The sequence below is a fragment of the Pantoea sp. paga genome, assembly GCF_007558755.1.
Classification (GTDB): domain Bacteria; phylum Pseudomonadota; class Gammaproteobacteria; order Enterobacterales; family Enterobacteriaceae; genus Pantoea; species Pantoea agglomerans.
Map to the genome: position 1 here is coordinate 58,324 of NZ_VLTF01000009.1, position 19,676 is coordinate 77,999.

Genomic DNA, 19,676 nt, shown 5'->3' on the forward strand with positions numbered 1-19,676 from the left:
ACTTTATGTCCTCACGCAGAGAGTTGGCAAACGCGATTCGTGCACTGAGCATGGATGCGGTACAGAAGGCAAATTCAGGCCACCCCGGTGCGCCAATGGGAATGGCCGATATCGCCGAAGTGTTGTGGCGCGACTTCCTCCAGCATAATCCGACCAATCCCGCCTGGCTTGATCGCGACCGCTTTATCCTCTCCAACGGCCACGGCTCGATGCTGCTCTATAGCCTGCTGCACCTGAGCGGTTATGACCTGCCGATTGAAGAGCTGAAAAATTTCCGTCAGTTGCACTCTAAAACGCCAGGTCACCCGGAAATCGGCTACACCCCAGGCGTTGAAACCACCACCGGCCCGCTGGGTCAGGGACTGGCTAACGCCGTGGGCTTAGCGATTGCAGAACGCACGCTGGCCGCGCAGTTTAACCGTCCGGATCATGAGATTGTCGATCACCACACCTATGTGTTTATGGGCGATGGCTGTCTGATGGAAGGGATCTCGCACGAAGTCTGTTCACTGGCGGGGACCCTGGGTCTCGGCAAACTGATCGGCTTCTATGACCATAACGGTATCTCGATCGATGGCGAGACCGAAGGCTGGTTTACTGACGACACCCATAAACGCTTTGAGTCCTACAACTGGCATGTGATTGGCGACATTGACGGCCATGACGCTGATGCCATTCGTGAGGCGATCAAAGAGGCGCAGAGCGTCACCGATAAGCCTTCACTGATTATCTGCCGCACCATTATCGGTTTCGGTTCGCCGAACAAAGCCGGTAAAGAGGAGTCGCACGGCGCGGCGCTGGGTGAGGCAGAAGTTGCCCTGACCCGCAAACAGCTCGGCTGGAACTATCCGGCGTTTGAGATCCCGGCTGAAATCTACCAGCAGTGGGATGCTAAAGCGGCGGGAGCTGAACGTGAAAAAGCCTGGGATGCAAAATTTGCGGCTTACAAAGAAGCCCATCCCGAGCTGGCGAAAGAGTATGAGCGCCGGATGAATGGCGAAATGCCCGCCAACTGGGAAACCGAAGCGACCCGGTTCATTCAGGAGTTGCAGGCTAACCCGCAGAAAATCGCCAGCCGTAAAGCGTCACAAAACTCGCTGGAAGCCTACGGCAAAATGCTGCCGGAGTTCCTCGGCGGTTCTGCTGACCTGGCACCGAGTAACCTCACCATCTGGTCCGGTTCTAAATCGATCAAAGAGGATCCGGCCGGTAACTACATTCACTACGGCGTGCGTGAATTTGGTATGACGGCGATTGGTAACGGTATCGCGCACCATGGCGGTTTTGTTCCCTACACCGCAACCTTCCTGATGTTTGTCGAATATGCGCGTAACGCCGCGCGTATGGCTGCACTGATGAAGGCACGACAGATTCTGGTCTACACCCATGACTCCATCGGTCTGGGCGAAGATGGTCCGACGCACCAGCCGGTAGAACAGATCGCCAGCCTGCGTCTGACGCCAAACATGAGCGTATGGCGTCCGTGCGATCAGGTCGAAACCGCTGTAGCGTGGAAAGCCGCCGTCGAACGTCATCACGGCCCGACAGCGCTGATCCTCTCGCGTCAGAATCTGCTGCAGCCGGAACGTACCCCGGAGCAGATCGAAAACATCAAACGCGGCGGCTACGTGCTGAAGGATTGCGACGGCACACCAGAAGTGATTCTGATCGCAACCGGTTCAGAGATTGAGATCACCCTGGGTGCAGCAGACAAGCTCACTTCAGGCGGTCACAAGGTGCGGGTGGTTTCACTGCCTTCTACTGACCTGTTTGATGCGCAGGATGCCGCTTACCGCGAATCCGTACTGCCGAGCGGCGTGAAGGCGCGTGTGGCGGTAGAAGCGGGTATTGCTGACTACTGGTTCAAGTATGTCGGTCTGGACGGTGCGATTGTCGGTATGACCACCTTTGGTGAATCGGCCCCGGCCAGTCAGCTGTTCCCGGAGTTTGGCTTCACGGTTGAGAATATCGTCAGCCACGCTGAAGCATTACTCAAGCCAGTTTAATGCTTATGCCCTTCCCGGCTCACCGGGAAGGGCCATTTCCACTTATAGCCTGATACATAAAAAAAACTCCATTCCCCTCTTCCCGCCCTGCGCAAACTCATTACTATAGAGCCGTCATACTTAATGCTGCCTGTGCGCTGACTGTCCGTCTGTTCCTGCTGTTGTTCTGCCGGGATAACGCGGTTCTGTCCTGATGCATCCCGATGAGTGAAGGCAGATTTCCTCCGATTTTATAGCGAAGCCACTTCCGTTGAACATGCGCACACCCTATTTACTGGCCCTGATGGTTTCACTGCTTCCATTAAAAAGCATGGCGCAGGTCGCGCCCGATCCGCTGCTGGCCTCTCAGATTGTTGATCGCTATGCGGAACATATCTTTTATGGCAGCGGTGCAACCGGCATGGCACTGGTGGCGATTGATGGCAATCAGCGGGTGTTCGCCAGCTTTGGTGAAACCCGTCCCGGCAACAATATCCGTCCGCAGAAAGATTCGCTGATTCGCATCGCCTCACTGAGTAAGCTGATGACCAGTGAAGTGATGGTGAAGCTGGCTGAGCGCGGACAGATTCGCCTCGACGATCCCCTGAGTAAATATGCGCCGCCGGGTACACGCGTGCCTACCTACAATGGTCAGCCCATTCGCCTGATCAACCTCTCGACCCACACCAGCGGACTGCCGCGCGAACAGCCAGGCGGCAAAGCGCAGCGTCCGGTATTTGTCTGGCCGACCCGTGGTGAACGCTGGGCGTGGCTGTCGCGCGCTAACCTCAAAGCGGCACCGGGCAGCAGTGCCGCCTACTCCAACCTGGGCTACGATCTGCTGGGTGATGCGCTGTCGCGCGCCACCGGCAAACCCTATCCGGCGCTGTTTCAGCAGCTGATTACCCGCCCGCTCGGCATGAAGGACACGACGTTTACGCCGTCGCCTGAGCAGTGCGGACGCCTGATGGTGGCGGAAAAAGGGGCCAGTCCGTGCAATAACACCCTGGCGGCGATTGGCAGCGGCGGCGTTTACTCCACGCCGGATGATATGGGCCGCTGGATGCAGCAGTTCCTTAACTCTTGGGTTAACCACCGCACGCCGCAGATCGATCGACTGCAGACGCTGATCTATCGTCGCGATCAGCTGAGCAAAGTAGAAGGCATGGATGTGCCGGGCAAAGCGGATGCGCTGGGGATGGGCTGGGTCTTTATGGGGCCGAAAAATGGTCGCCCTGGCATTATTCAGAAAACCGGCGGCGGCGGCGGTTTCATCACCTATATGGCGATGGTGCCGCAGCATAATGTGGGGGTATTTGTGGTGGTGACACGCTCGCCGCTGACCCGCTTTACGCCAATGAGCGACGGCGTGAATAATATGCTGGCCGAACTGGTCGGTAATCAGCTTGGCTCACCGATGATGGTGCAGGCGATTCGTTAACGCTGCTGTACGCCACCGTCAGACTGGCTGACCCACAGGGTTGGCCAGTCATCACTGCTGTGCCAGGCGTCACAGGTCGACTCTTCCGCATACTCCGCTAACACAAAACGCGTGCCATCAAACTGCCAGCGTGTGGCACTGCCACAGTCACCCAATCCACGCCCTTTACCAAAGGTGTAGAGCTGGCCGCTGGCCGCATCATATTCGGCGTTGATCAGCTCAAGCTGCCGATCGCTGGCACCTGGTGGGGTAAACGGCAGAGTTAAGGTGATGCCGCGCGCGACATACGGCTGGCTGCGCGTCACTTCAAACGCCAGATCGATCACGTTATAAGCCCCCATTTCACAACTCACCAGCAGCAGCGCGCGCTGATCGGTGAGTGGCGCAACGCTGACTTCACGGCGCAGTGGATCGAGTGAGCAGGAGTCGGTATTGACCCGCCAGGTGCCGTAATCAATTAATCCGCTGGTCTCGTCGCGTGTTAATGCCGCGGGTGGCTCGACAGCAGGCGGCAGTGGCGGCAGCGCAGGCGGTGGCGGAACATCCCAGCTGGCGCGATCGCCACGTTTGACCCATGCGCTCATGCTGTTGACCCGCCCCTGGGTGTCATCCATCAGCAACAGCGCGGCCTTCATGCCGCGCAGGGAGATCAGCGCATTGGGATCGAAAGTGAGCTGAAGGGTTTTCGCCTCCATCACCAGATCAAGAAACTCATCAATTGCGATGGCATTGCTGGTGGCGAGATGATGCGGTTCAACCGTCCAGTGTTTGAGGTCGGGTTTCAGACGGCGCTGGTCCAGTAGCAGGTTGTCCTGAAGCGAACCGCCCGGCAGCGCGCCACTGTAGGCACTGCCGTAGTCGATTCGCAGCAAGGGGCGATCGTTGACGCCCGCATGCCGCGAAATCGTCATTACTAACCCTTTGTCGCCCGGAATATTGCGCGCCACGCAAAAGGCTTCATTGTTGCAGGTGATTTGCCAGTCGTTGAATGACTTTTGCAACGGTTCCGCCTGAACACAGGCAACCCACAGAGACGGCAACAGCCACAGCGATTTCATCCAATACGACATTAAGAAAATCGATTCCCGAATACCCAGAGTGGAGAGGATAGCGCATCAACGGGCCTGCCAGGGTTCCCATTCTGTGAACCTGTGCAAAAAGCGCAGTTAACTGCTTAAAAAGCGTGCATGAAAAGTGGATTATGCTTCACTTTCCACGCTCAACGCCGTCACGCTGCAACAGGCTAACTGCATGATTTTTTATGGTATCAGCCAGCCAGCAATCTGCGCATGCTGCAACAGCATGACGGTTTTGCCGTCGCGAATGCGGCCATCGGCGACCATTGCCAGTGCATCAGGGAAAGGCAGTTCCAGCACGTCGATCGACTCATCTTCAACGCCGCCGCCCGCATTGTCGCGCAGCGATTCATTATATTCCGCTGCGAAAAAGTGGATCAATTCAGTGACGCCGCCCGGCGACATATAGCAGGCATAGAGTTTCTCCACCTCGCCCACCGCATAACCGGTCTCTTCAATCGCCTCTTTGCGAATGCAATCTTCCGGAGAGTCGTCGTCCAGCAAGCCAGCGCAGGCTTCGATTAACATGCCGCCTTCGTTACCGTTGACGTAAGTGGCGATACGGAACTGGCGCGTCAGGACCACGCTGTTCTTTTCACGGTTATAGAGCAGGATGGCCGCCCCGTTTCCGCGATCGTAGACTTCACGTTTATGGCGGATAACCTCGCCACGACCATCGGTGATCTCATAGGTGTAGTTACGCAGCACAAACCAGTTTTCGGACAGGAGCTTATCTTTGATGATGTTGATCTTAAACGACATGAGGACTCCGCTACCGCATAAAGGGAGCCTTTCATCATAGGGGCAAGCTTGCGGGAAAACTATCCTAATTCTCGCGGTGAATGAGGCGGTTGGCGGACAAAAAAAAGCCAGCCCGAAGGCTGGCCTGATTGCTGCAGAGCTTATCAGCGCGAGGTGTCGTCAGCCAGTCGGGTCGGCTGAGGCTCCTCTTCGTGATGATCCTGTTCGGTCTCAGCTATGGCGTGAACACGCTTACGCACGCCAAACCATCCCAGCACCAGCAATACCGCGATCAGCGGAATGGAGGCGATGGTGTAAGTCCCGTTCGGGTAGTCAAACGCCATCAGCACCAGCACGCTGAACAGGAACAGCAGCGTCAGCCATGAGGTAAACGGCGCGCCTGGCAGCTTGAAGCTGACATCATCCGCCTTGCCCTCTTTAATCGCTTTGCGCAGACGCAGCTGACAAACCACGATAAAGGCCCAGGAGGAGATAATCCCCAGCGAGGCGATGTTCAGGACGATCTCAAACACCTGAGAAGGCACATAGTAGTTAAGCACCACACCAATCACATAGACGGCGATGGTCACCAGAATACCGGCATAAGGCACCTGCTGACCGTTCATCTTAGACATGAATTTCGGTGCAGAGCCACCCATCGACATGGAGCGCAGAATACGCCCGGTTGAGTAGAGGCCCGAGTTCAGGCTGGAGAGCGCCGCACTCAGCACCACGATATTCATGATGCTGCCAACGTAAGGCACGCCCAGCTTCGAGAAGAAGGTAACAAACGGACTCTGACCCGCCTGATAGGCGTTCCACGGCAGCAGCAGCACCAGCAGGACCACAGAGCCGACGTAGAACAGGCCGATACGCCAGATCACGCTGTTGATCGCTTTCGGCAGCATGGTTTTCGGGTCTTTACATTCCCCCGCCGCCGTACCTACCAGTTCGATAGAGGCAAAGGCGAACACCACACCCTGAATCAGCACCAGCGCAGGCAGTAAGCCGTGTGGGAACATGCCACCGTTATCGGTGATCAGATGGAAGCCGGTGCTGTTGCCATCCAGCGGTTTGCCGGTGCCAAGGAACACCACGCCCACCACCAGGAAGATCACAATCGCCAGCACTTTCACCAGCGCAAACCAGAACTCCATCTCGGCAAACCACTTTACGCCGATCATGTTCATGGTGCCGACAATCGCCAGCGCGCCCAGGGCGAACACCCACTGTGGCACATCACCAAATGCGCCCCAGTAGTGCATGTAGAGCGCGACGGCGGTGATATCGACGATGCCGGTCATTGCCCAGTTGACGAAGTACATCCAGCCCGCCACGTAGGAGGCTTTCTCACCCAGGAATTCACGGGCGTAGGAGACGAAGCTGCCGCTGCTGGGACGGTGTAACACCAGTTCGCCCAGCGCACGCAGAATAAAGAAGGAGAAGATGCCACACACCAGATAGATGATGGCTAAGGCGGGGCCAGCAGCCTGCAAACGGCCACCTGCGCCCAGGAACAAACCGGTACCAATGGCACCGCCGATCGCAATCATCTGTACGTGACGGTTACCCATCGCCTTCTGGTAGCCGGCGTCATGAGAATTGAGCCAGCGTCGTTTCGCAGCGCGCATCTCGCCTGGGGTTTTGTTTTTAGATTTCATAGCATTCCTGTTTGTCCTGACTATCAGTCGTCGCATCCCTATTTCAGGCGTAATGCCCTGTGAAATGGGGTATTTTCCTCTGTGCGTTTGCCTGTGAGTGAGTGCCAGGCAGCGCGGGAATTTACGGCGATGAATCCTACCCGTTCTGCAAGAACGAAGCAAAATATACCGGGCAGATGCACAGGCTGATTTGTAAGAATCCATCCTGATGCACAAAAACAAAAAAACCGGCCATTTTCAGGCCGGTAAAAGCTACAGGGATGGAAACAGGAGGGTTGGGTTAGCGATAAATCTCTGCGGTGCCGCTCCACAGGCTGGAGTCGCCTGGGTTATCGACACCGATAACGCGGTAATGGCTGGCGCCCATCTCTTCCGCTTTTTGCGACAGCTGGCGATTCGCATCGTCCAGTGAGCCGCGAACGCCGGAGACCGAAACGCTACCGATGCTTTGCATACTCTGCGCCTGCGACTGATCGACCGGCGTGGCGGCGAAAGTGGCAAATGAGGCGGTAGCCAGTAATGCGCCCGCCAGGACAGCATTCAGCTTTTTCATTGGATGCTCCTTAATCTGTGATCGGGATTGATTTGATGACTGGATGAATTATTAGCGCTGCAATGAAAAGCAACATCGGGACGATGTAAACCTGTTCCTTTTTTAAGCGTGGAATAGCAGCACGTCCTGGGAACTGTCAGTTGCGGTCATTTTATGTGCGATGTGTAACGTCCTGTGCGATAAACAGGGAATGGATCATTTGCGTTACGTTAATGCGCTCTTATAATTCCCGCACTCTCAACAGGGCCATTCATGTGATTGTTAAACGTTCCGTAACTCAAAGCATCGCTCAGGCGCTCAGCGCCATTGTCCTGCTGTCGCTGCTCACCACCGGTCTGGCATTAGTCACGCTCCTGAGCAGCCAGCGCGACGCGGAGGCGATCAATCTGGCGGGTTCACTGCGCATGCAGAGCTATCGCATGGCCTGGGATGCCAGCCGTCAGCCGCAAAATCTGGCTCATCATCTGGCGCGCTATCAGCAAACGCTGGATGCGCCGGTGCTGCAAAAACTCGATCGGCCCTGGGTACCCCGTGAAGTAAGTGTTCGCTATCAACGGCTGCGTGCCGCCTGGCCCTCGCTGCAGCAGCAGTTGCAACAGGGCGATACCGTGGCTTATCAGCAGCAGGTGCCGATCTACGTCGGTGAAATCGATCGCTTTGTACTGGGTCTGCAGCGCTATACCGAGTTGAAAATGCATCTGGTGGCCGCCAGCAGCCTGGTGGGGGTCATTGCGATTGTGGCGCTGGCACTGATGACGATTCGCTTTACCCGACTGCAGGTGGTGCGCCCGCTTAATGCGCTGGTCACCGCCAGTCGCTATGTTGAGAGCGGCAACTTTGCTTTTCCGCCACTGCACGTTGAACAGCAGAATGAACTGCGGGTGCTGTCGCATGCCTTCAGTGGCATGGCGGCACGTCTGCATTCGCACTACCAGCTGCTGGAAAGCACGGTGCGCGCCAAAACGGAAGATTTAACCCAGGCGAATCGCACGCTGTCGCTACTCTATGACAGCTCACAAATGCTGACCGCCAGCCCGCTGCATCCGGCACTGTTTGAAGCCGTGTTAACCAATGTACTGACGCGTGAGAAACTAACGGCGGTCCGGCTCGACAGTGACCAGTTTCAGTTTCGCGCCGGTGATGATCAGGCCGCCGGTCAGTGGCAACGTCTGCCGTTACAGCAGGACGAGCAGCAGATCGGCGAGCTGCGCTGGCAGACAGCTGGCGCCCCGCCTCCGGATGAACTGATGCGCAGCCTGGCGGCGATGCTGGGACGAGCTATCTGGATCTGGCAGGCACAGCAGCAGTATCAGCAGATGCTGCTGATTGAAGAGCGCACGACCATTGCCCGGGAATTACATGACTCGCTGGCGCAGTCGCTCTCGTTTTTACGCATTCAGCTGACCCTGCTACGCCGCGCCGTTGATAAAGACGATAGCGCCGCCCATACCATTATCGCGGACTTCGATCAGGCGCTGGCCGAAGCCTATCGTCAGTTGCGCGAACTGCTGACCACCTTCCGTCTGACCATTGAGCAGGCGGATCTGGTGGCGGCCATGCAGGCGATGATCGCCTCGCTGCAGGAGAAGAGCAGCGCAGAGATACACTTTAACTATCAGACCGGCCTGCAGAGTCTGGAAGCACAACAGCAGGTGCATGTGTTGCAGATCGTCCGTGAGGCGCTGCTGAATGCGATTCGTCACGCCAGTGCCCAAGTTATCCGGGTGGATTATCAGCACAGTGAAAAAGGTGAGCACTTACTGACAATTACGGATGATGGCGTGGGGATGAACAGCACTGACGAACCGCCGGGCCATTACGGCCTGACTATTATGGCGGAGCGCGCTCAGCGCCTGAGCGGCCATCTGACCCTCCACGCACAGCCACGGGGTACCAGGGTGGAGTTGCGCTTTCCACCGCAACCGGCGCGCCCGCTGGAATAGCAGGCCAGAGCTAATCTTAATTCATTAAAATAATCTATCGGTTTGCGACCGCGGACTATTCGATACAGAACAGGGTGTTGTCCCTGAACAATACCGTCTGATCTGCCGCAGTCTGAAACCGATAAAACGGAGAAAATATGCAACAGCCCGCATTAACATTGATGATTGTGGATGACCATCCGCTGATGCGCCGCGGTGTCCGTCAGTTGCTGGCGCTCGATCCCCGGCTGGAGGTGATCGCCGAAGCCAGCAACGGCACTGAAGCGCTGGCGGAGGCCCGTCATCAGGAACCGGACATCATTCTGCTCGACCTGAATATGAAAGGCATGTCCGGACTGGATACGCTGAAGGCGCTGCGCCATGAAGGGATCAGTTCGCGCATTCTGGTGCTGACCGTCTCTGACGCCCGCAGCGATATTTTTGCCATGGTGGATGCCGGTGCTGACGGCTATCTGCTCAAGGACAGCGAGCCGGAGGTCCTGCTGGCGCATATCCTGCAGGCATCACGGGGCGAAAAGGTCTTCAGCGAGGGCGTCACCCGCTATCTGGCTAATCGCCAGCACAGTGCCGATCCTCTACGTCAGCTCACCGAGCGCGAACGGGATGTGCTGCAGGAGGTGGCGCGTGGCCTGTCGAATAAAGAGGTTGCCGCTATTCTGCATATCTCTGAAGAGACGGTAAAAGTGCACATTCGTAACCTGCTGCGGAAACTGGATGTCCGCTCACGCGTCGCCGCTACGGTGATGTGGCTTGAAAGCCGCAAATAGCCAACGAATTTACATTTTCTCCTCAATTTCTCCACGATTTCCCCCGCTGCCGCACGTAGAGTAAACGGCGGCGGAGAATCATGGCAAAGACCCGCCGATTTTCCTGCCAGAGCGCCCGTTGCTGGTGGGCCTGACCAACGATAAAAGTAGTGAGGAGTGTCGATTTAATGTCGAATTTCTTTATCGACCGCCCTATCTTTGCCTGGGTTCTGGCGATTCTGCTGTGCCTGTGTGGCACGCTTTCGATTATTTCGCTGCCTATTGAACAGTACCCCGATCTGGCACCGCCCAACGTGCGCATCACCGCTAACTATCCGGGCGCATCCGCCCAGACGCTGGAAAACACCGTTACCCAGGTGATCGAGCAGAACATGACCGGCATCGATAATCTGATGTACATGTCCTCTAACAGCAGCAACACCGGCCAGGCACAGATCACCCTCACCTTTACCGCCGGGACCAATCCCGATGAAGCCCGTCAGCAGGTACAGAACCAGCTGCAATCCGCACTGCGCAAATTGCCGCAGGCGGTGCAGTCGCAGGGTGTGACCGTCAATAAAACCGGTGACAGTAATATTCTGATGGTGGCATTCGTTTCAACCGACGGCAGCATGGATAAGCAGGATATTTCAGACTATGTCGCCAGTAATATTCAGGATCCGCTAAGCCGTATTGATGGCGTCGGCCAGGTTGATGCTTACGGCTCGCAATATGCGATGCGTATCTGGCTCGATCCCAATAAACTGATCGCCTACTCGCTGACCACGGAAGATGTGGTCAGCGCAATCCAGTCGCAGAACACCCAGGTTGCCGTGGGTCAGGTGGGTGGCCTGCCGTCGGTAGAGAAACAGGCGCTTAACGCCACGGTCAACGCCCAGTCGATGCTGCAGACCCCTGAGCAGTTCCGGGCGATTACCCTGAAGAACAATCCCGATGGTTCGGTGGTGACGCTGGGCGATGTCGCCAGCGTGGCGCTGGGCGCTGAGAAGTATGATTATCTGAGTCGTTACAACGGCCAGCCCGCGTCAGGCCTGGGGGTGAAGCTGGCGTCCGGTGCCAACGAGATGAACACCGATAAGCTGGTGCGGGCGCGCATTGAGGAGCTGTCCCACTACTTCCCACACGGTCTGGAAGCAAAAATCGCCTATGAAACCTCCCCTTTCGTTAAAGCGTCAATCACCGATGTGGTGAAGACGCTGCTGGAGGCGATTGTGCTGGTATTTGGCGTGATGTACCTGTTTATGCAGAACTTCCGCGCCACCTTAATTCCTACTATTGCGGTGCCGGTAGTGCTGTTCGGCACCTTCAGCGTGCTCTATGCCTGCGGGTTCAGCATCAATACCCTGACCATGTTTGCCATGGTGCTGGCGATCGGGCTGCTGGTGGATGATGCCATCGTGGTGGTGGAAAACGTTGAACGTATCATGCATGAAGAGGGACTCTCGCCGCGTGCCGCCACCCGAAAATCGATGGGCCAGATTCAGGGCGCGCTGGTGGGCATCGCGCTGGTGCTCTCTGCGGTGTTTGTGCCGATGGCGTTTTTCGGCGGCACCGTCGGCGCCATCTACCGTCAGTTCTCAATTACCATTGTGTCGGCGATGGTGCTGTCGGTGCTGGTGGCGATGATCCTGACACCGGCGCTCTGTGCCACGCTGCTCAAACCCGTGGCGCAGGGCGAGCAGCCTGAGCGTCGCGGCTTCTTCGGCTGGTTCAATCGTCACTTTAATCGCAATGCTGACCGCTACGAGCGCGGGGTCGCGGGTATCCTGCGCAAGGGCGGTCGCTGGCTGCTGCTCTATCTCGGCATCATCGGCCTGATGGCCTTTCTGTTTCTGCGTCTGCCGACGTCGTTTCTGCCGCTGGAAGATCGCGGCGTATTCCTGACGCAGGTTCAGCTTCCGGCTGGCGCGACGCTTGAGCAAACTGCCAGCGTCGTCGCCAAAGTCGAAAACTATTATCTCACCGAGGAGAAGGCCAATGTGCTGTCGGTCTTCTCCACCATCGGCGCAGGTCCGGGCGGCAATGGACAAAACGTGGCGCGTCTGTTTGTGCGGCTGAAAGACTGGGAAGCGCGGCCCGGTGCGGATCGCACCTCGTTCGCGATTATCGATCGCGCGACGAAGGCATTCCAGAAGATCAAAGAGGGTCGGGTGATTGCCAGCAGCCCGCCAGCCATCACCGGCATGGGCAGCAGCTCCGGCTTTGACCTGCAACTGCAGGATCACGCGGGCGTCGGTCATACCCAACTGATGGCGATGCGTGACAAACTGCTGGAGATGGCGGGCAATGACAACGCGCTGTCGCGGGTACGACACAATGGACTGGATGACAGCCCGCAGCTGCAGATCGATGTTGATGCACGTAAAGCGCAGGCTCTGGGCGTGTCGCTGGATACCATCAACGACACCCTGACCACTGCGTGGGGCTCCAGCTACGTGAATGACTTCCTGGATCGTGGCCGGGTGAAGAAGGTCTATGTGCAGGCCGCCGCTGAATTCCGCATGCTGCCAGACGACATCAACAAATGGTACGTGCGCAATAGCAGCGGCAAAATGGTGCCCTTCTCCGCATTTGCCACCAGCCGCTGGGAGACCGGTTCCCCGCGTCTTGAACGCTACAATGGCTATTCGTCGCTGGAGATTGTCGGTGAAGCGGCCAGCGGCGTCAGCAGCGGCACGGCGATGGATGAGATGGAAAAACTGGTTAATGCCCTGCCGCTTGGCGTCGGGTTTCAGTGGACCGGTGCCTCTTATCAGGAGCGGCTCTCCGGTTCGCAGGCGCCGGCACTTTATGCGATTTCGCTGCTGGTGGTCTTCCTCTGCCTGGCCGCGCTGTATGAAAGCTGGTCGATCCCGTTCTCGGTGATGCTGGTGGTGCCGCTGGGCGTGGTCGGGGCGCTAATCGCCACCTGGATGCGCGGGCTGGAAAATGATGTCTATTTCCAGGTTGGCCTGCTGACGGTAGTGGGGTTATCCGCCAAAAACGCCATCCTGATTGTAGAATTTGCTAATGAGATCAACAGCCGTGGACGCGAGCTGGTGGAATCTACGCTGGAGGCATCGCGTCAGCGTCTGCGGCCGATTCTGATGACCTCGCTGGCCTTTATTTTTGGTGTACTGCCCATGGCGATCAGCAGCGGAGCGGGCTCCGGCAGCCAGCATGCCGTGGGAACCGGTGTGATGGGCGGAATGATCTCTGCCACACTGCTGGCGATCTTTTTTGTGCCGCTGTTCTTTGTGCTGGTACGCCGCCGCTTCCCGCTCAAAGAGAAGCCGCTCGACTAAATAGAGGCGCAAATAAAAAGCGGTCACTGATTTCAGTGGCCGCCTTATTTCTGTGTGTGGTAAGAATTCCAGCAAGCGGGATTAACCTGCTTTTTTCTTCGCGCGTTACTTGTTGCGTAACATCGCTTCGATAAATTCTTTCCAGGTTCCCATTTCAGTGTCAATCATAATGCCCTCTCTTATTGTGCTGGCAATATTACGCGCTTTTTTTATACAGGTGAATACGTTTACACCTGTTATATCTATCGGCAACCGTCATAAAAACATGAATGTTGCTGGTTTTGCAAGCTGACGCACACTTCAGCAACTCCTTAACCCCGTTGAAAATAATTTATTTTAAACCCAACGGTAGACTATTTTATCAACATGGCGAAATTCCTAAGCTCTTATTGATAAGCAGGGTAATGATTAGCTGCGAAATTGATAGCGTTTACCCGATGCCAGACGATGGCCTCGCTGCCGTGCCCTGCGGCCCTGTTCCCGCGCCGTGGCAGATGCCGCAACGGATCACACTATGGTAAACTCGCACTTTGGCTGCTTTTTTCAGCTTTCACTTCTCACAGGACAATAAGGATCGGGCCATGAGCACGCAGTGGGTGATGTTCGGGATTAAAAATTGCGACACCATAAAAAAAGCCCGGCGCTTTTTAACAGACGCAGGCGTTAACTATCACTTCCACGACTACCGTGCGGATGGCCTGAGCGATGCCCTGCTGCAGGAGTTTATCGATGCACTGGGTTATCAGGCTCTGCTTAACACCCGGGGCACCACCTGGCGTAAATTGCCTGAGAGTGATCGCGACGCGGTTACCGATGCCAGCAGCGCCAAAGCGCTGATGCTGGCGCATCCCGCCATGATTAAGCGTCCGCTGTTGCGCGCCCCGGATGGCTCCCTGCTCGCCGGTTTCAGCGAAGCCACCTATCAGAATGCTATCCAGGAGAAGTCATAATATGTTTTGCCCGGTCATTGAGCTGACGCAGCAGCTTATTCGTCGCCCCTCTCTCAGCCCCGATGATGCCGGATGTCAGGCTCTGCTGATCGCCCGTCTTGAAGCCATTGGCTTTAAGATTGAAAAGATGAACATCGACGACACCCTGAATTTCTGGGCCACCCGTGGCGAAGGTGAAACGCTGGCGTTTGCCGGTCACACCGATGTGGTGCCGCCTGGCGATGCCAGCCGCTGGATTAATCCGCCGTTTGAACCCACCATCCGCGACGGCATGCTGTTCGGTCGCGGCGCGGCCGACATGAAAGGATCGCTGGCGGCAATGGTGGTGGCTGCCGAACGTTTTGTTGCGGTGCGTCCCAATCACCGAGGGCGACTCGCCTTTATGATTACCTCCGATGAAGAGGCCAGCGGGGCCAACGGCACAGTTAAAGTGGTTGAACGACTGATGGCGCGTCGCGAACGGCTCGACTATTGCCTGGTCGGCGAGCCCTCCAGCACAGAAGTAGTGGGTGATGTGGTGAAAAATGGCCGTCGCGGCTCAATCACCGCTAACCTGATGGTGCATGGCGTGCAGGGCCACGTCGCCTATCCGCATCTGGCGGATAATCCGGTTCACCGGGCGATGCCGGCGCTGAACGAGCTGGTCGCGACCGAGTGGGATCAGGGGAATGAGTTCTTCCCGGCGACCAGCATGCAGATTGCCAACGTCCAGGCGGGCACCGGCAGTAACAATGTGATCCCCGGCGAGCTGTTTGTGCAGTTTAACTTCCGCTTCAGTACCGAACTTACCGATGAGATGATTCGTCAGCGGGTCGCAGAGCTGCTGGATCGTCACCAGCTGCGTTACACCATTGAGTGGAAACTCTCTGGCCAGCCCTTCCTGACCACGCGCGGTAAACTGGTTGATGCCGTCGTGAAAGCTGTAGCGCACTATAATGAAATTAAGCCGCAGCTGCTGACCACGGGCGGAACCTCCGATGGCCGCTTTATTGCCCGGATGGGTGCACAGGTGGTGGAACTGGGGCCAGTGAATGCCACCATTCATAAAATCAATGAGTGTGTGAAAGCCTCCGACCTGCAGATGCTGAGCCGGATGTACCAACGCATCATGGAACAACTGATCGCCTGACGGCGGTTTTAAGGAGCAGCAAATGGAATTTATTAAAGATTACTGGTGGATCCTGGTGATCCTGCTGATGGTTGGCGTGCTGATGAACGTTTATAAAGATCTGAAACGCATCGATCATAAAAAATTTATGGATAACAAACCTGACCTGCCGCCGCATCGTGATTTCAACGATAAATGGGATGACGACGACAACTGGCCGAAGAAAAAGTAAACGAAAAAGCCCCTGCTATGCAGGGGCTTTTTTATGGTTCTTCACAAAGTCAGCTCTCATCAGCGTTAAGATCGAGCTTGCGCAGAGAACACGGTCAGATCGGAAAGTCGCTAAAGCCATTCCCTGGCCGCTCGGCCCGCACCATCCCTGGCGCGGGACGCTTTCCTCCTCTGACCGTGTTCCCTGCGTGTTGAATTTATGCGTGGCGGTGGGATTACCCCGATTCGGCGTTGTCAGCAGTCTGAAATGCCCCTGCTGCGCAGGGGCTTTTTACATCATCACGATAACATCATCGTCACCCGGTTTTGCGCCGCTTAACGCCTCATCAAAGTAGCGTTTTGGCACCGTATAACGCAGATGATTCAGCGCCAGCTCCATGCTGCGGTGATCGATGGCGTGCGCCAGATCGTCAACGATATCCAGGGTAACATCGCCACCGCAGGCGGTCAGCCGCTGCTCCGCCTGCTGCGCATGATGCAGCGGGATCTGCTCATCATAATCACCGTGGATCAGGTGAATGGTGGTGCGGGTACTGGCCTTCTCTGGCAGGGTGATAAACCGGCCATTAAACACCACCGCGCGGCCCGCCAGATCCGGATGCGCCTTAACCCCTTCCAGCACCATACTGCCGCCCTGCGAAAAGCCGATTAACGCTGTCGCTTCCGGCCGCACGCTGCTCTTTTTTTGCCAGTGGCGCACAGACTCAACAAACTGCGGCATGGCCGCATCAACCCGCTGCTGGACGGTCTGATCGTGCAGGTCGGTTTCGCCGAACCACTGACGACCCGCACCAGGCGAGCCGACGGACACCACCAGCGCGTCGGGAAACGTTCGGGCAAACCAGTTGCCAATCTCGCCCATTGAATCCGGATTATCGCCAACGCCATGGTAGAGCAGAAACAGCTGCGCTGTAGTGGCAGGCTGTTGAACGATTACATATTTCAGTGTCATGTTGACCTCCTGTATTCACTCTACGCCGCCTGGCACAAAATCATATAAGGATAATTTGAACCAGCTGGTCGAATTATTTCAACGGCAGGTGCAGCAAGGCCGCATCAGCGCCCAGTGTCTGGAGGGCCGCTGCCGCCTGCTGACGCAGCTTAGCTATCAGCGCTTTGCGCCCGCTCACTCCCGCCTGCCGGGCCAGTTCGCCCAGGGCTGTGGGTGTGGCAACCGCCGCAGCCAGCAGCGGTAAAGAGGCTGAACTGGCCTGCACCAGACGCTGCAACACCGGCAGGCTCGCTTCCAGTGGCCGCTGCGCCCAGGCAAAACCCGCCGCCAGATGGATATCCTGCGCGGTCAATCCGTCGTCAGTAACCTGATCAAACTGCAGTTCCAGTGCGATATGCTGGCGCAACAGCGGCCAGTCTCGCGCCAGCTGTTCTGCAGCGCGGTGCTGCAATGCCTCACCCGCAGCAGAACAGGGCAACATGGCCATCGCCGCGTAGCAGCCGCTGCTGGCTTCGCGCTGACTGCCAATCCGCACCAGGCTAAAGCCACAGGCGCGCCAGAACGCCCAGAGAGATTCAGTGTAGCCGAAGCTGACGGAGAGGTAGTCATATCCGGCGGCCGCACTGGCCGCTGCCGCAACCAGTTGCTGTCCGGTTCCCAGACGACGTCGCTCCGCCGCCACGGCAATACGGCTGATGCGCAGCGAGCGCAATGTCGCCGCCTCAGCCAGACCGGCGTGGGCTGCCAGCGACTGCGCCACCAGATTCCCGCGGGGTCGCCGGGTGCCCGCCCAGACCGCCTGTGCCAGTGCAGGTTCAAGACCGCCCTCTTCCACCAGCCAGAGCGCGCCCTGTAACGCCGGCGCATCACCGGCCCGCCACAGCTGCATGCCCGGAGCATCCAGCAGGCGGCGCAGATCAAGCGGCGAGGTACGATAGTGCGCACTGGTCAGCAGACGATACGCGGCCTCCAGCGCACCGAAATCGTGGCGCTCAACACGATGAGGCGTTACAGGAGAATCGGGTGCGGGTGCGGCGGTATCGTCAAACAGCAGCGCCTGGTGCAGCCACTGCTCCAGCGGATCGAAACGCGACCAGCGCAGCGGCTCATCGAGCGTAAAATAGTGTGCATCAGGAAGCCCGGCGCAGAATTTAAGGATAAACCCGCGCCCGCTTCCTTCGTAGCCCTGTACGGTGGTGGTGAGCAATACGCGGGGATATCGACTGACCAGCGCCTGCAGCAGCGGTGTCGGGATCGCCGCCGCTTCATCCACAATCAGCCATTCCGCCTGCGGCGACGCCTCCACCGCCAGCAGCGCATCGGGTGCCATAAAGTGAAAAGCGTCAGCGGCAAAGGTGCTCAGCACCTCCGTTGAGGCTTTGGCCGGAGCCGTCACCAGACAATGTCCGTTCATTCGTGCCAGCATGCCCGCCAGCGCCGATTTACCGCGTCCGCGGGGCGCGGTCAGCACGGCAACCCCCGCTGGCAGCCTCATCAACTGAGCGAGTATCGCCTGCTGCTGCTGCGGTGCCTGACAGTGCCACTGCGGCCAGTCCGGCTGCGCCGGAAAACGGCATGGCTGATGCTGCCGCTCCAGCAGCACCTGGTCATCCGCTAATATCAGCTGTTGCAGGTGGTGAACAAAATAAGGGGTGGCGATGGGTTCAGCGACATCTGCCCAGCGCAGGCTGTCGCTGTCAGGCTGCTGCGCCCACTGTTCCCAGGGCGGCACCAGCAGTAACAGCCAGCTACCGGCGGTGAGCGTGCCAGCCAGCGCAGCGAAAGCGTCGGCATGAAAGCCCTGACGGGCGTCAAACAGGGCATGACGAAATTCACGGCCAAGCAGCGTGCGCACCGCAGCAGGCTGTTTGTGCAGGACAGGCGTTTTATACTGACCCGGCCCTATATCTGAAGCAGAGAACAGCGGTTCCGGGCTCAACTCCAGCCAGTCGCCGGTCAGCGTTTCACGCCACGCCGCAGCCCGTAGTAAACACCAGGCCGGGTCGCCGCTGATCACCGCCAGACGACGCACACCGGCCTGCTGCATAAGCTGCGTAAGAGGCTGCAGACTCATCAGTTGCTGGCGAAGGTGTTGCACTGTCCTGGATTGCCACCATCAAAACCGCGCTTGAACCAGGTGTAGCGCTGCTCAGACGTCCCGTGGGTGAAGCTGTCCGGCACCACGCGGCCCTGACCTTTCTGCTGCAGGCGGTCATCGCCAATTGCCTCGGCGGCATTCAGCGCTTCCTGCAGATCGCCCGCTTCAAGGATATTTTCCTGCTGCATATAGTGTCCCCAGACACCGGCAAAACAGTCCGCCTGCAGTTCCATTTTGACGGAGAGCTGATTGACCTGCGTCTGGCTGGCGCCCTGCTGCATCTCACGCACTTTCGGTTCAATGCCCAGCAGTTTCTGGACATGGTGGCCAACTTCATGCGCGACGACGTAGCCCTGGGCGAAGTCACCGTCCGCGCCGAGTTTGGTTTTCATCTCGTCATAAAAAGAGAGGTCGATGTAGACGGTCTGATCGGCAGGACAGTAGAACGGCCCCATGACTGACTGTCCGGTACCACAGCCGGTGCGGGTTGCGCCGCGATACATCACCAGCTTTGGTGCCACATACTGTTTGTTCATCTGCTGGAACAGTTTGCCCCAGGTGTCTTCCGTGGTGGCCAGGATCACCTTCGTGAATTTCGCAGCCTCATCATCATTGGCGCTGACGCTGCGCTGTTGCTGCTGGCTGGTCGGTGCAACTTCGCCACCTGTCAGCAGTGCGGTCAGGTCGTAACCGTAATAACCTGCGATGGCCACGACAATCAGCAGCACAATACCGCCTTTACCGCGCGGCAGACGAATCTGGCGGCCTCCGCCGCCTAAACCGGACGATTGATCGCGACGGTCTTCTACATTGTCGCTTTCGCGACGCCCTTGCCAGCGCATGCTGTATTCCCTCAGTCATTTTTCAGATGGCATGATTTTAGTTG

General features: G+C 57.4%; 15 protein-coding genes. 8 read left to right on the plus strand and 7 right to left on the minus strand.

Annotated features, from left to right (window positions below):
* Positions 1–5 precede the first annotated feature (5 nt).
* Both tkt and ampH read left to right on the plus strand, forming a co-directional pair.
* Positions 6–2,006 carry a transketolase gene (tkt, locus tag FOV68_RS19770; RefSeq protein ID WP_010259958.1) on the plus strand — a complete coding sequence of 667 codons (2,001 nt, stop codon included), beginning with the start codon at positions 6–8 and terminating at the stop codon, positions 2,004–2,006.
* A gap of 256 nt (positions 2,007–2,262) precedes the next feature.
* On the plus strand, positions 2,263–3,426 hold the full coding sequence (gene ampH, locus FOV68_RS19775; protein ID WP_186289764.1) for a D-alanyl-D-alanine-carboxypeptidase/endopeptidase AmpH: 1,164 nt from the start codon (positions 2,263–2,265) through the stop codon (positions 3,424–3,426).
* Here the strand turns inward: ampH and FOV68_RS19780 are convergent.
* The 4 genes from FOV68_RS19780 to FOV68_RS19795 all read right to left on the minus strand — a co-directional run bounded on the left by FOV68_RS19780 (position 3,423) and on the right by FOV68_RS19795 (position 7,457).
* A complete protein-coding gene (locus tag FOV68_RS19780) occupies positions 3,423–4,496 on the minus strand; it encodes a DUF1176 domain-containing protein (protein ID WP_010259965.1) in 1,074 nt (357 codons plus the stop codon). The two genes, ampH and FOV68_RS19780, sit on opposite strands and share 4 nt — an antisense overlap.
* 189 nt (positions 4,497–4,685) lie before the next feature.
* Positions 4,686–5,264, minus strand: a complete 579-nt coding sequence (gene nudK / locus FOV68_RS19785; RefSeq protein ID WP_143991393.1) for a GDP-mannose pyrophosphatase NudK — start codon at positions 5,262–5,264, stop codon at positions 4,686–4,688.
* A 143-nt stretch (positions 5,265–5,407) separates the two neighbouring features.
* Complete coding sequence (gene ansP, locus FOV68_RS19790) at positions 5,408–6,904, minus strand: L-asparagine permease (protein ID WP_010671357.1); 1,497 nt, start codon at positions 6,902–6,904, stop codon at positions 5,408–5,410.
* A 280-nt stretch (positions 6,905–7,184) separates the two neighbouring features.
* The gene (locus tag FOV68_RS19795) at positions 7,185–7,457 is read right to left on the minus strand and encodes a DUF1471 domain-containing protein (protein ID WP_031592576.1); all 273 of its coding nucleotides are present in this window, start codon (positions 7,455–7,457) and stop codon (positions 7,185–7,187) included.
* A gap of 254 nt (positions 7,458–7,711) precedes the next feature.
* Between FOV68_RS19795 and narQ the strand changes: the two genes are divergently transcribed.
* The 6 genes from narQ to FOV68_RS19825 all read left to right on the plus strand — a co-directional run bounded on the left by narQ (position 7,712) and on the right by FOV68_RS19825 (position 15,741).
* Entirely contained in the window at positions 7,712–9,400 is a 1,689-nt protein-coding gene (gene narQ / locus FOV68_RS19800) for a nitrate/nitrite two-component system sensor histidine kinase NarQ (RefSeq protein WP_143991394.1), read from the plus strand.
* Between the two features lie 137 nt (positions 9,401–9,537).
* Positions 9,538–10,167, plus strand: coding sequence for a two-component system response regulator NarL (narL, locus tag FOV68_RS19805; RefSeq protein WP_010259976.1), 630 nt, complete (start codon positions 9,538–9,540; stop codon positions 10,165–10,167).
* Between the two features lie 167 nt (positions 10,168–10,334).
* Complete coding sequence (acrD, locus tag FOV68_RS19810; RefSeq protein WP_039390832.1) at positions 10,335–13,451, plus strand: multidrug efflux RND transporter permease AcrD; 3,117 nt, start codon at positions 10,335–10,337, stop codon at positions 13,449–13,451.
* Positions 13,452–14,032: 581 nt separating this feature from the next.
* Positions 14,033–14,401: an ArsC family reductase gene (locus tag FOV68_RS19815; protein ID WP_109650968.1), complete on the plus strand. Its 369-nt coding sequence runs from the start codon at positions 14,033–14,035 to the stop codon at positions 14,399–14,401.
* 1 nt (position 14,402) lies between these two features.
* The gene (dapE, locus tag FOV68_RS19820; RefSeq protein WP_143991395.1) at positions 14,403–15,530 is read left to right on the plus strand and encodes a succinyl-diaminopimelate desuccinylase; all 1,128 of its coding nucleotides are present in this window, start codon (positions 14,403–14,405) and stop codon (positions 15,528–15,530) included.
* A 22-nt stretch (positions 15,531–15,552) separates the two neighbouring features.
* A complete protein-coding gene (locus tag FOV68_RS19825; protein ID WP_003848800.1) occupies positions 15,553–15,741 on the plus strand; it encodes a YpfN family protein in 189 nt (62 codons plus the stop codon).
* Positions 15,742–16,011: 270 nt separating this feature from the next.
* Here the strand turns inward: FOV68_RS19825 and ypfH are convergent, their stop codons facing one another.
* From ypfH to FOV68_RS19840, 3 genes are all read right to left on the minus strand, one after another.
* Complete coding sequence (ypfH, locus tag FOV68_RS19830; RefSeq protein ID WP_031592573.1) at positions 16,012–16,692, minus strand: esterase; 681 nt, start codon at positions 16,690–16,692, stop codon at positions 16,012–16,014.
* Between the two features lie 73 nt (positions 16,693–16,765).
* Positions 16,766–18,766 (minus strand): tRNA(Met) cytidine acetyltransferase TmcA, encoded by a 2,001-nt coding sequence (locus FOV68_RS19835; RefSeq protein WP_143991396.1) that lies wholly within the window; start codon positions 18,764–18,766, stop codon positions 16,766–16,768.
* The gene (locus FOV68_RS19840; protein WP_010259999.1) at positions 18,766–19,632 is read right to left on the minus strand and encodes a neutral zinc metallopeptidase; all 867 of its coding nucleotides are present in this window, start codon (positions 19,630–19,632) and stop codon (positions 18,766–18,768) included. The genes FOV68_RS19835 and FOV68_RS19840 overlap by 1 nt, the downstream gene beginning before the upstream one ends.
* Between the last annotated feature and the right edge of the window lie 44 nt (positions 19,633–19,676).

Coding starts and splice junctions, on each gene's coding strand:
- tkt (WP_010259958.1), top strand. CDS start 6: ATGTCCTCACGCAGAGAGTTGGCAAACGCGATTCGTGCACTGAGCATG.
- ampH (WP_186289764.1), top strand. CDS start 2,263: ATGCGCACACCCTATTTACTGGCCCTGATGGTTTCACTGCTTCCATTA.
- FOV68_RS19780 (WP_010259965.1), bottom strand. CDS start 4,496: ATGTCGTATTGGATGAAATCGCTGTGGCTGTTGCCGTCTCTGTGGGTT.
- nudK (WP_143991393.1), bottom strand. CDS start 5,264: ATGTCGTTTAAGATCAACATCATCAAAGATAAGCTCCTGTCCGAAAAC.
- ansP (WP_010671357.1), bottom strand. CDS start 6,904: ATGAAATCTAAAAACAAAACCCCAGGCGAGATGCGCGCTGCGAAACGA.
- FOV68_RS19795 (WP_031592576.1), bottom strand. CDS start 7,457: ATGAAAAAGCTGAATGCTGTCCTGGCGGGCGCATTACTGGCTACCGCC.
- narL (WP_010259976.1), top strand. CDS start 9,538: ATGCAACAGCCCGCATTAACATTGATGATTGTGGATGACCATCCGCTG.
- acrD (WP_039390832.1), top strand. CDS start 10,335: ATGTCGAATTTCTTTATCGACCGCCCTATCTTTGCCTGGGTTCTGGCG.
- FOV68_RS19815 (WP_109650968.1), top strand. CDS start 14,033: ATGAGCACGCAGTGGGTGATGTTCGGGATTAAAAATTGCGACACCATA.
- dapE (WP_143991395.1), top strand. CDS start 14,403: ATGTTTTGCCCGGTCATTGAGCTGACGCAGCAGCTTATTCGTCGCCCC.
- FOV68_RS19825 (WP_003848800.1), top strand. CDS start 15,553: ATGGAATTTATTAAAGATTACTGGTGGATCCTGGTGATCCTGCTGATG.
- ypfH (WP_031592573.1), bottom strand. CDS start 16,692: ATGACACTGAAATATGTAATCGTTCAACAGCCTGCCACTACAGCGCAG.
- FOV68_RS19835 (WP_143991396.1), bottom strand. CDS start 18,766: ATGAGTCTGCAGCCTCTTACGCAGCTTATGCAGCAGGCCGGTGTGCGT.
- FOV68_RS19840 (WP_010259999.1), bottom strand. CDS start 19,632: ATGCGCTGGCAAGGGCGTCGCGAAAGCGACAATGTAGAAGACCGTCGC.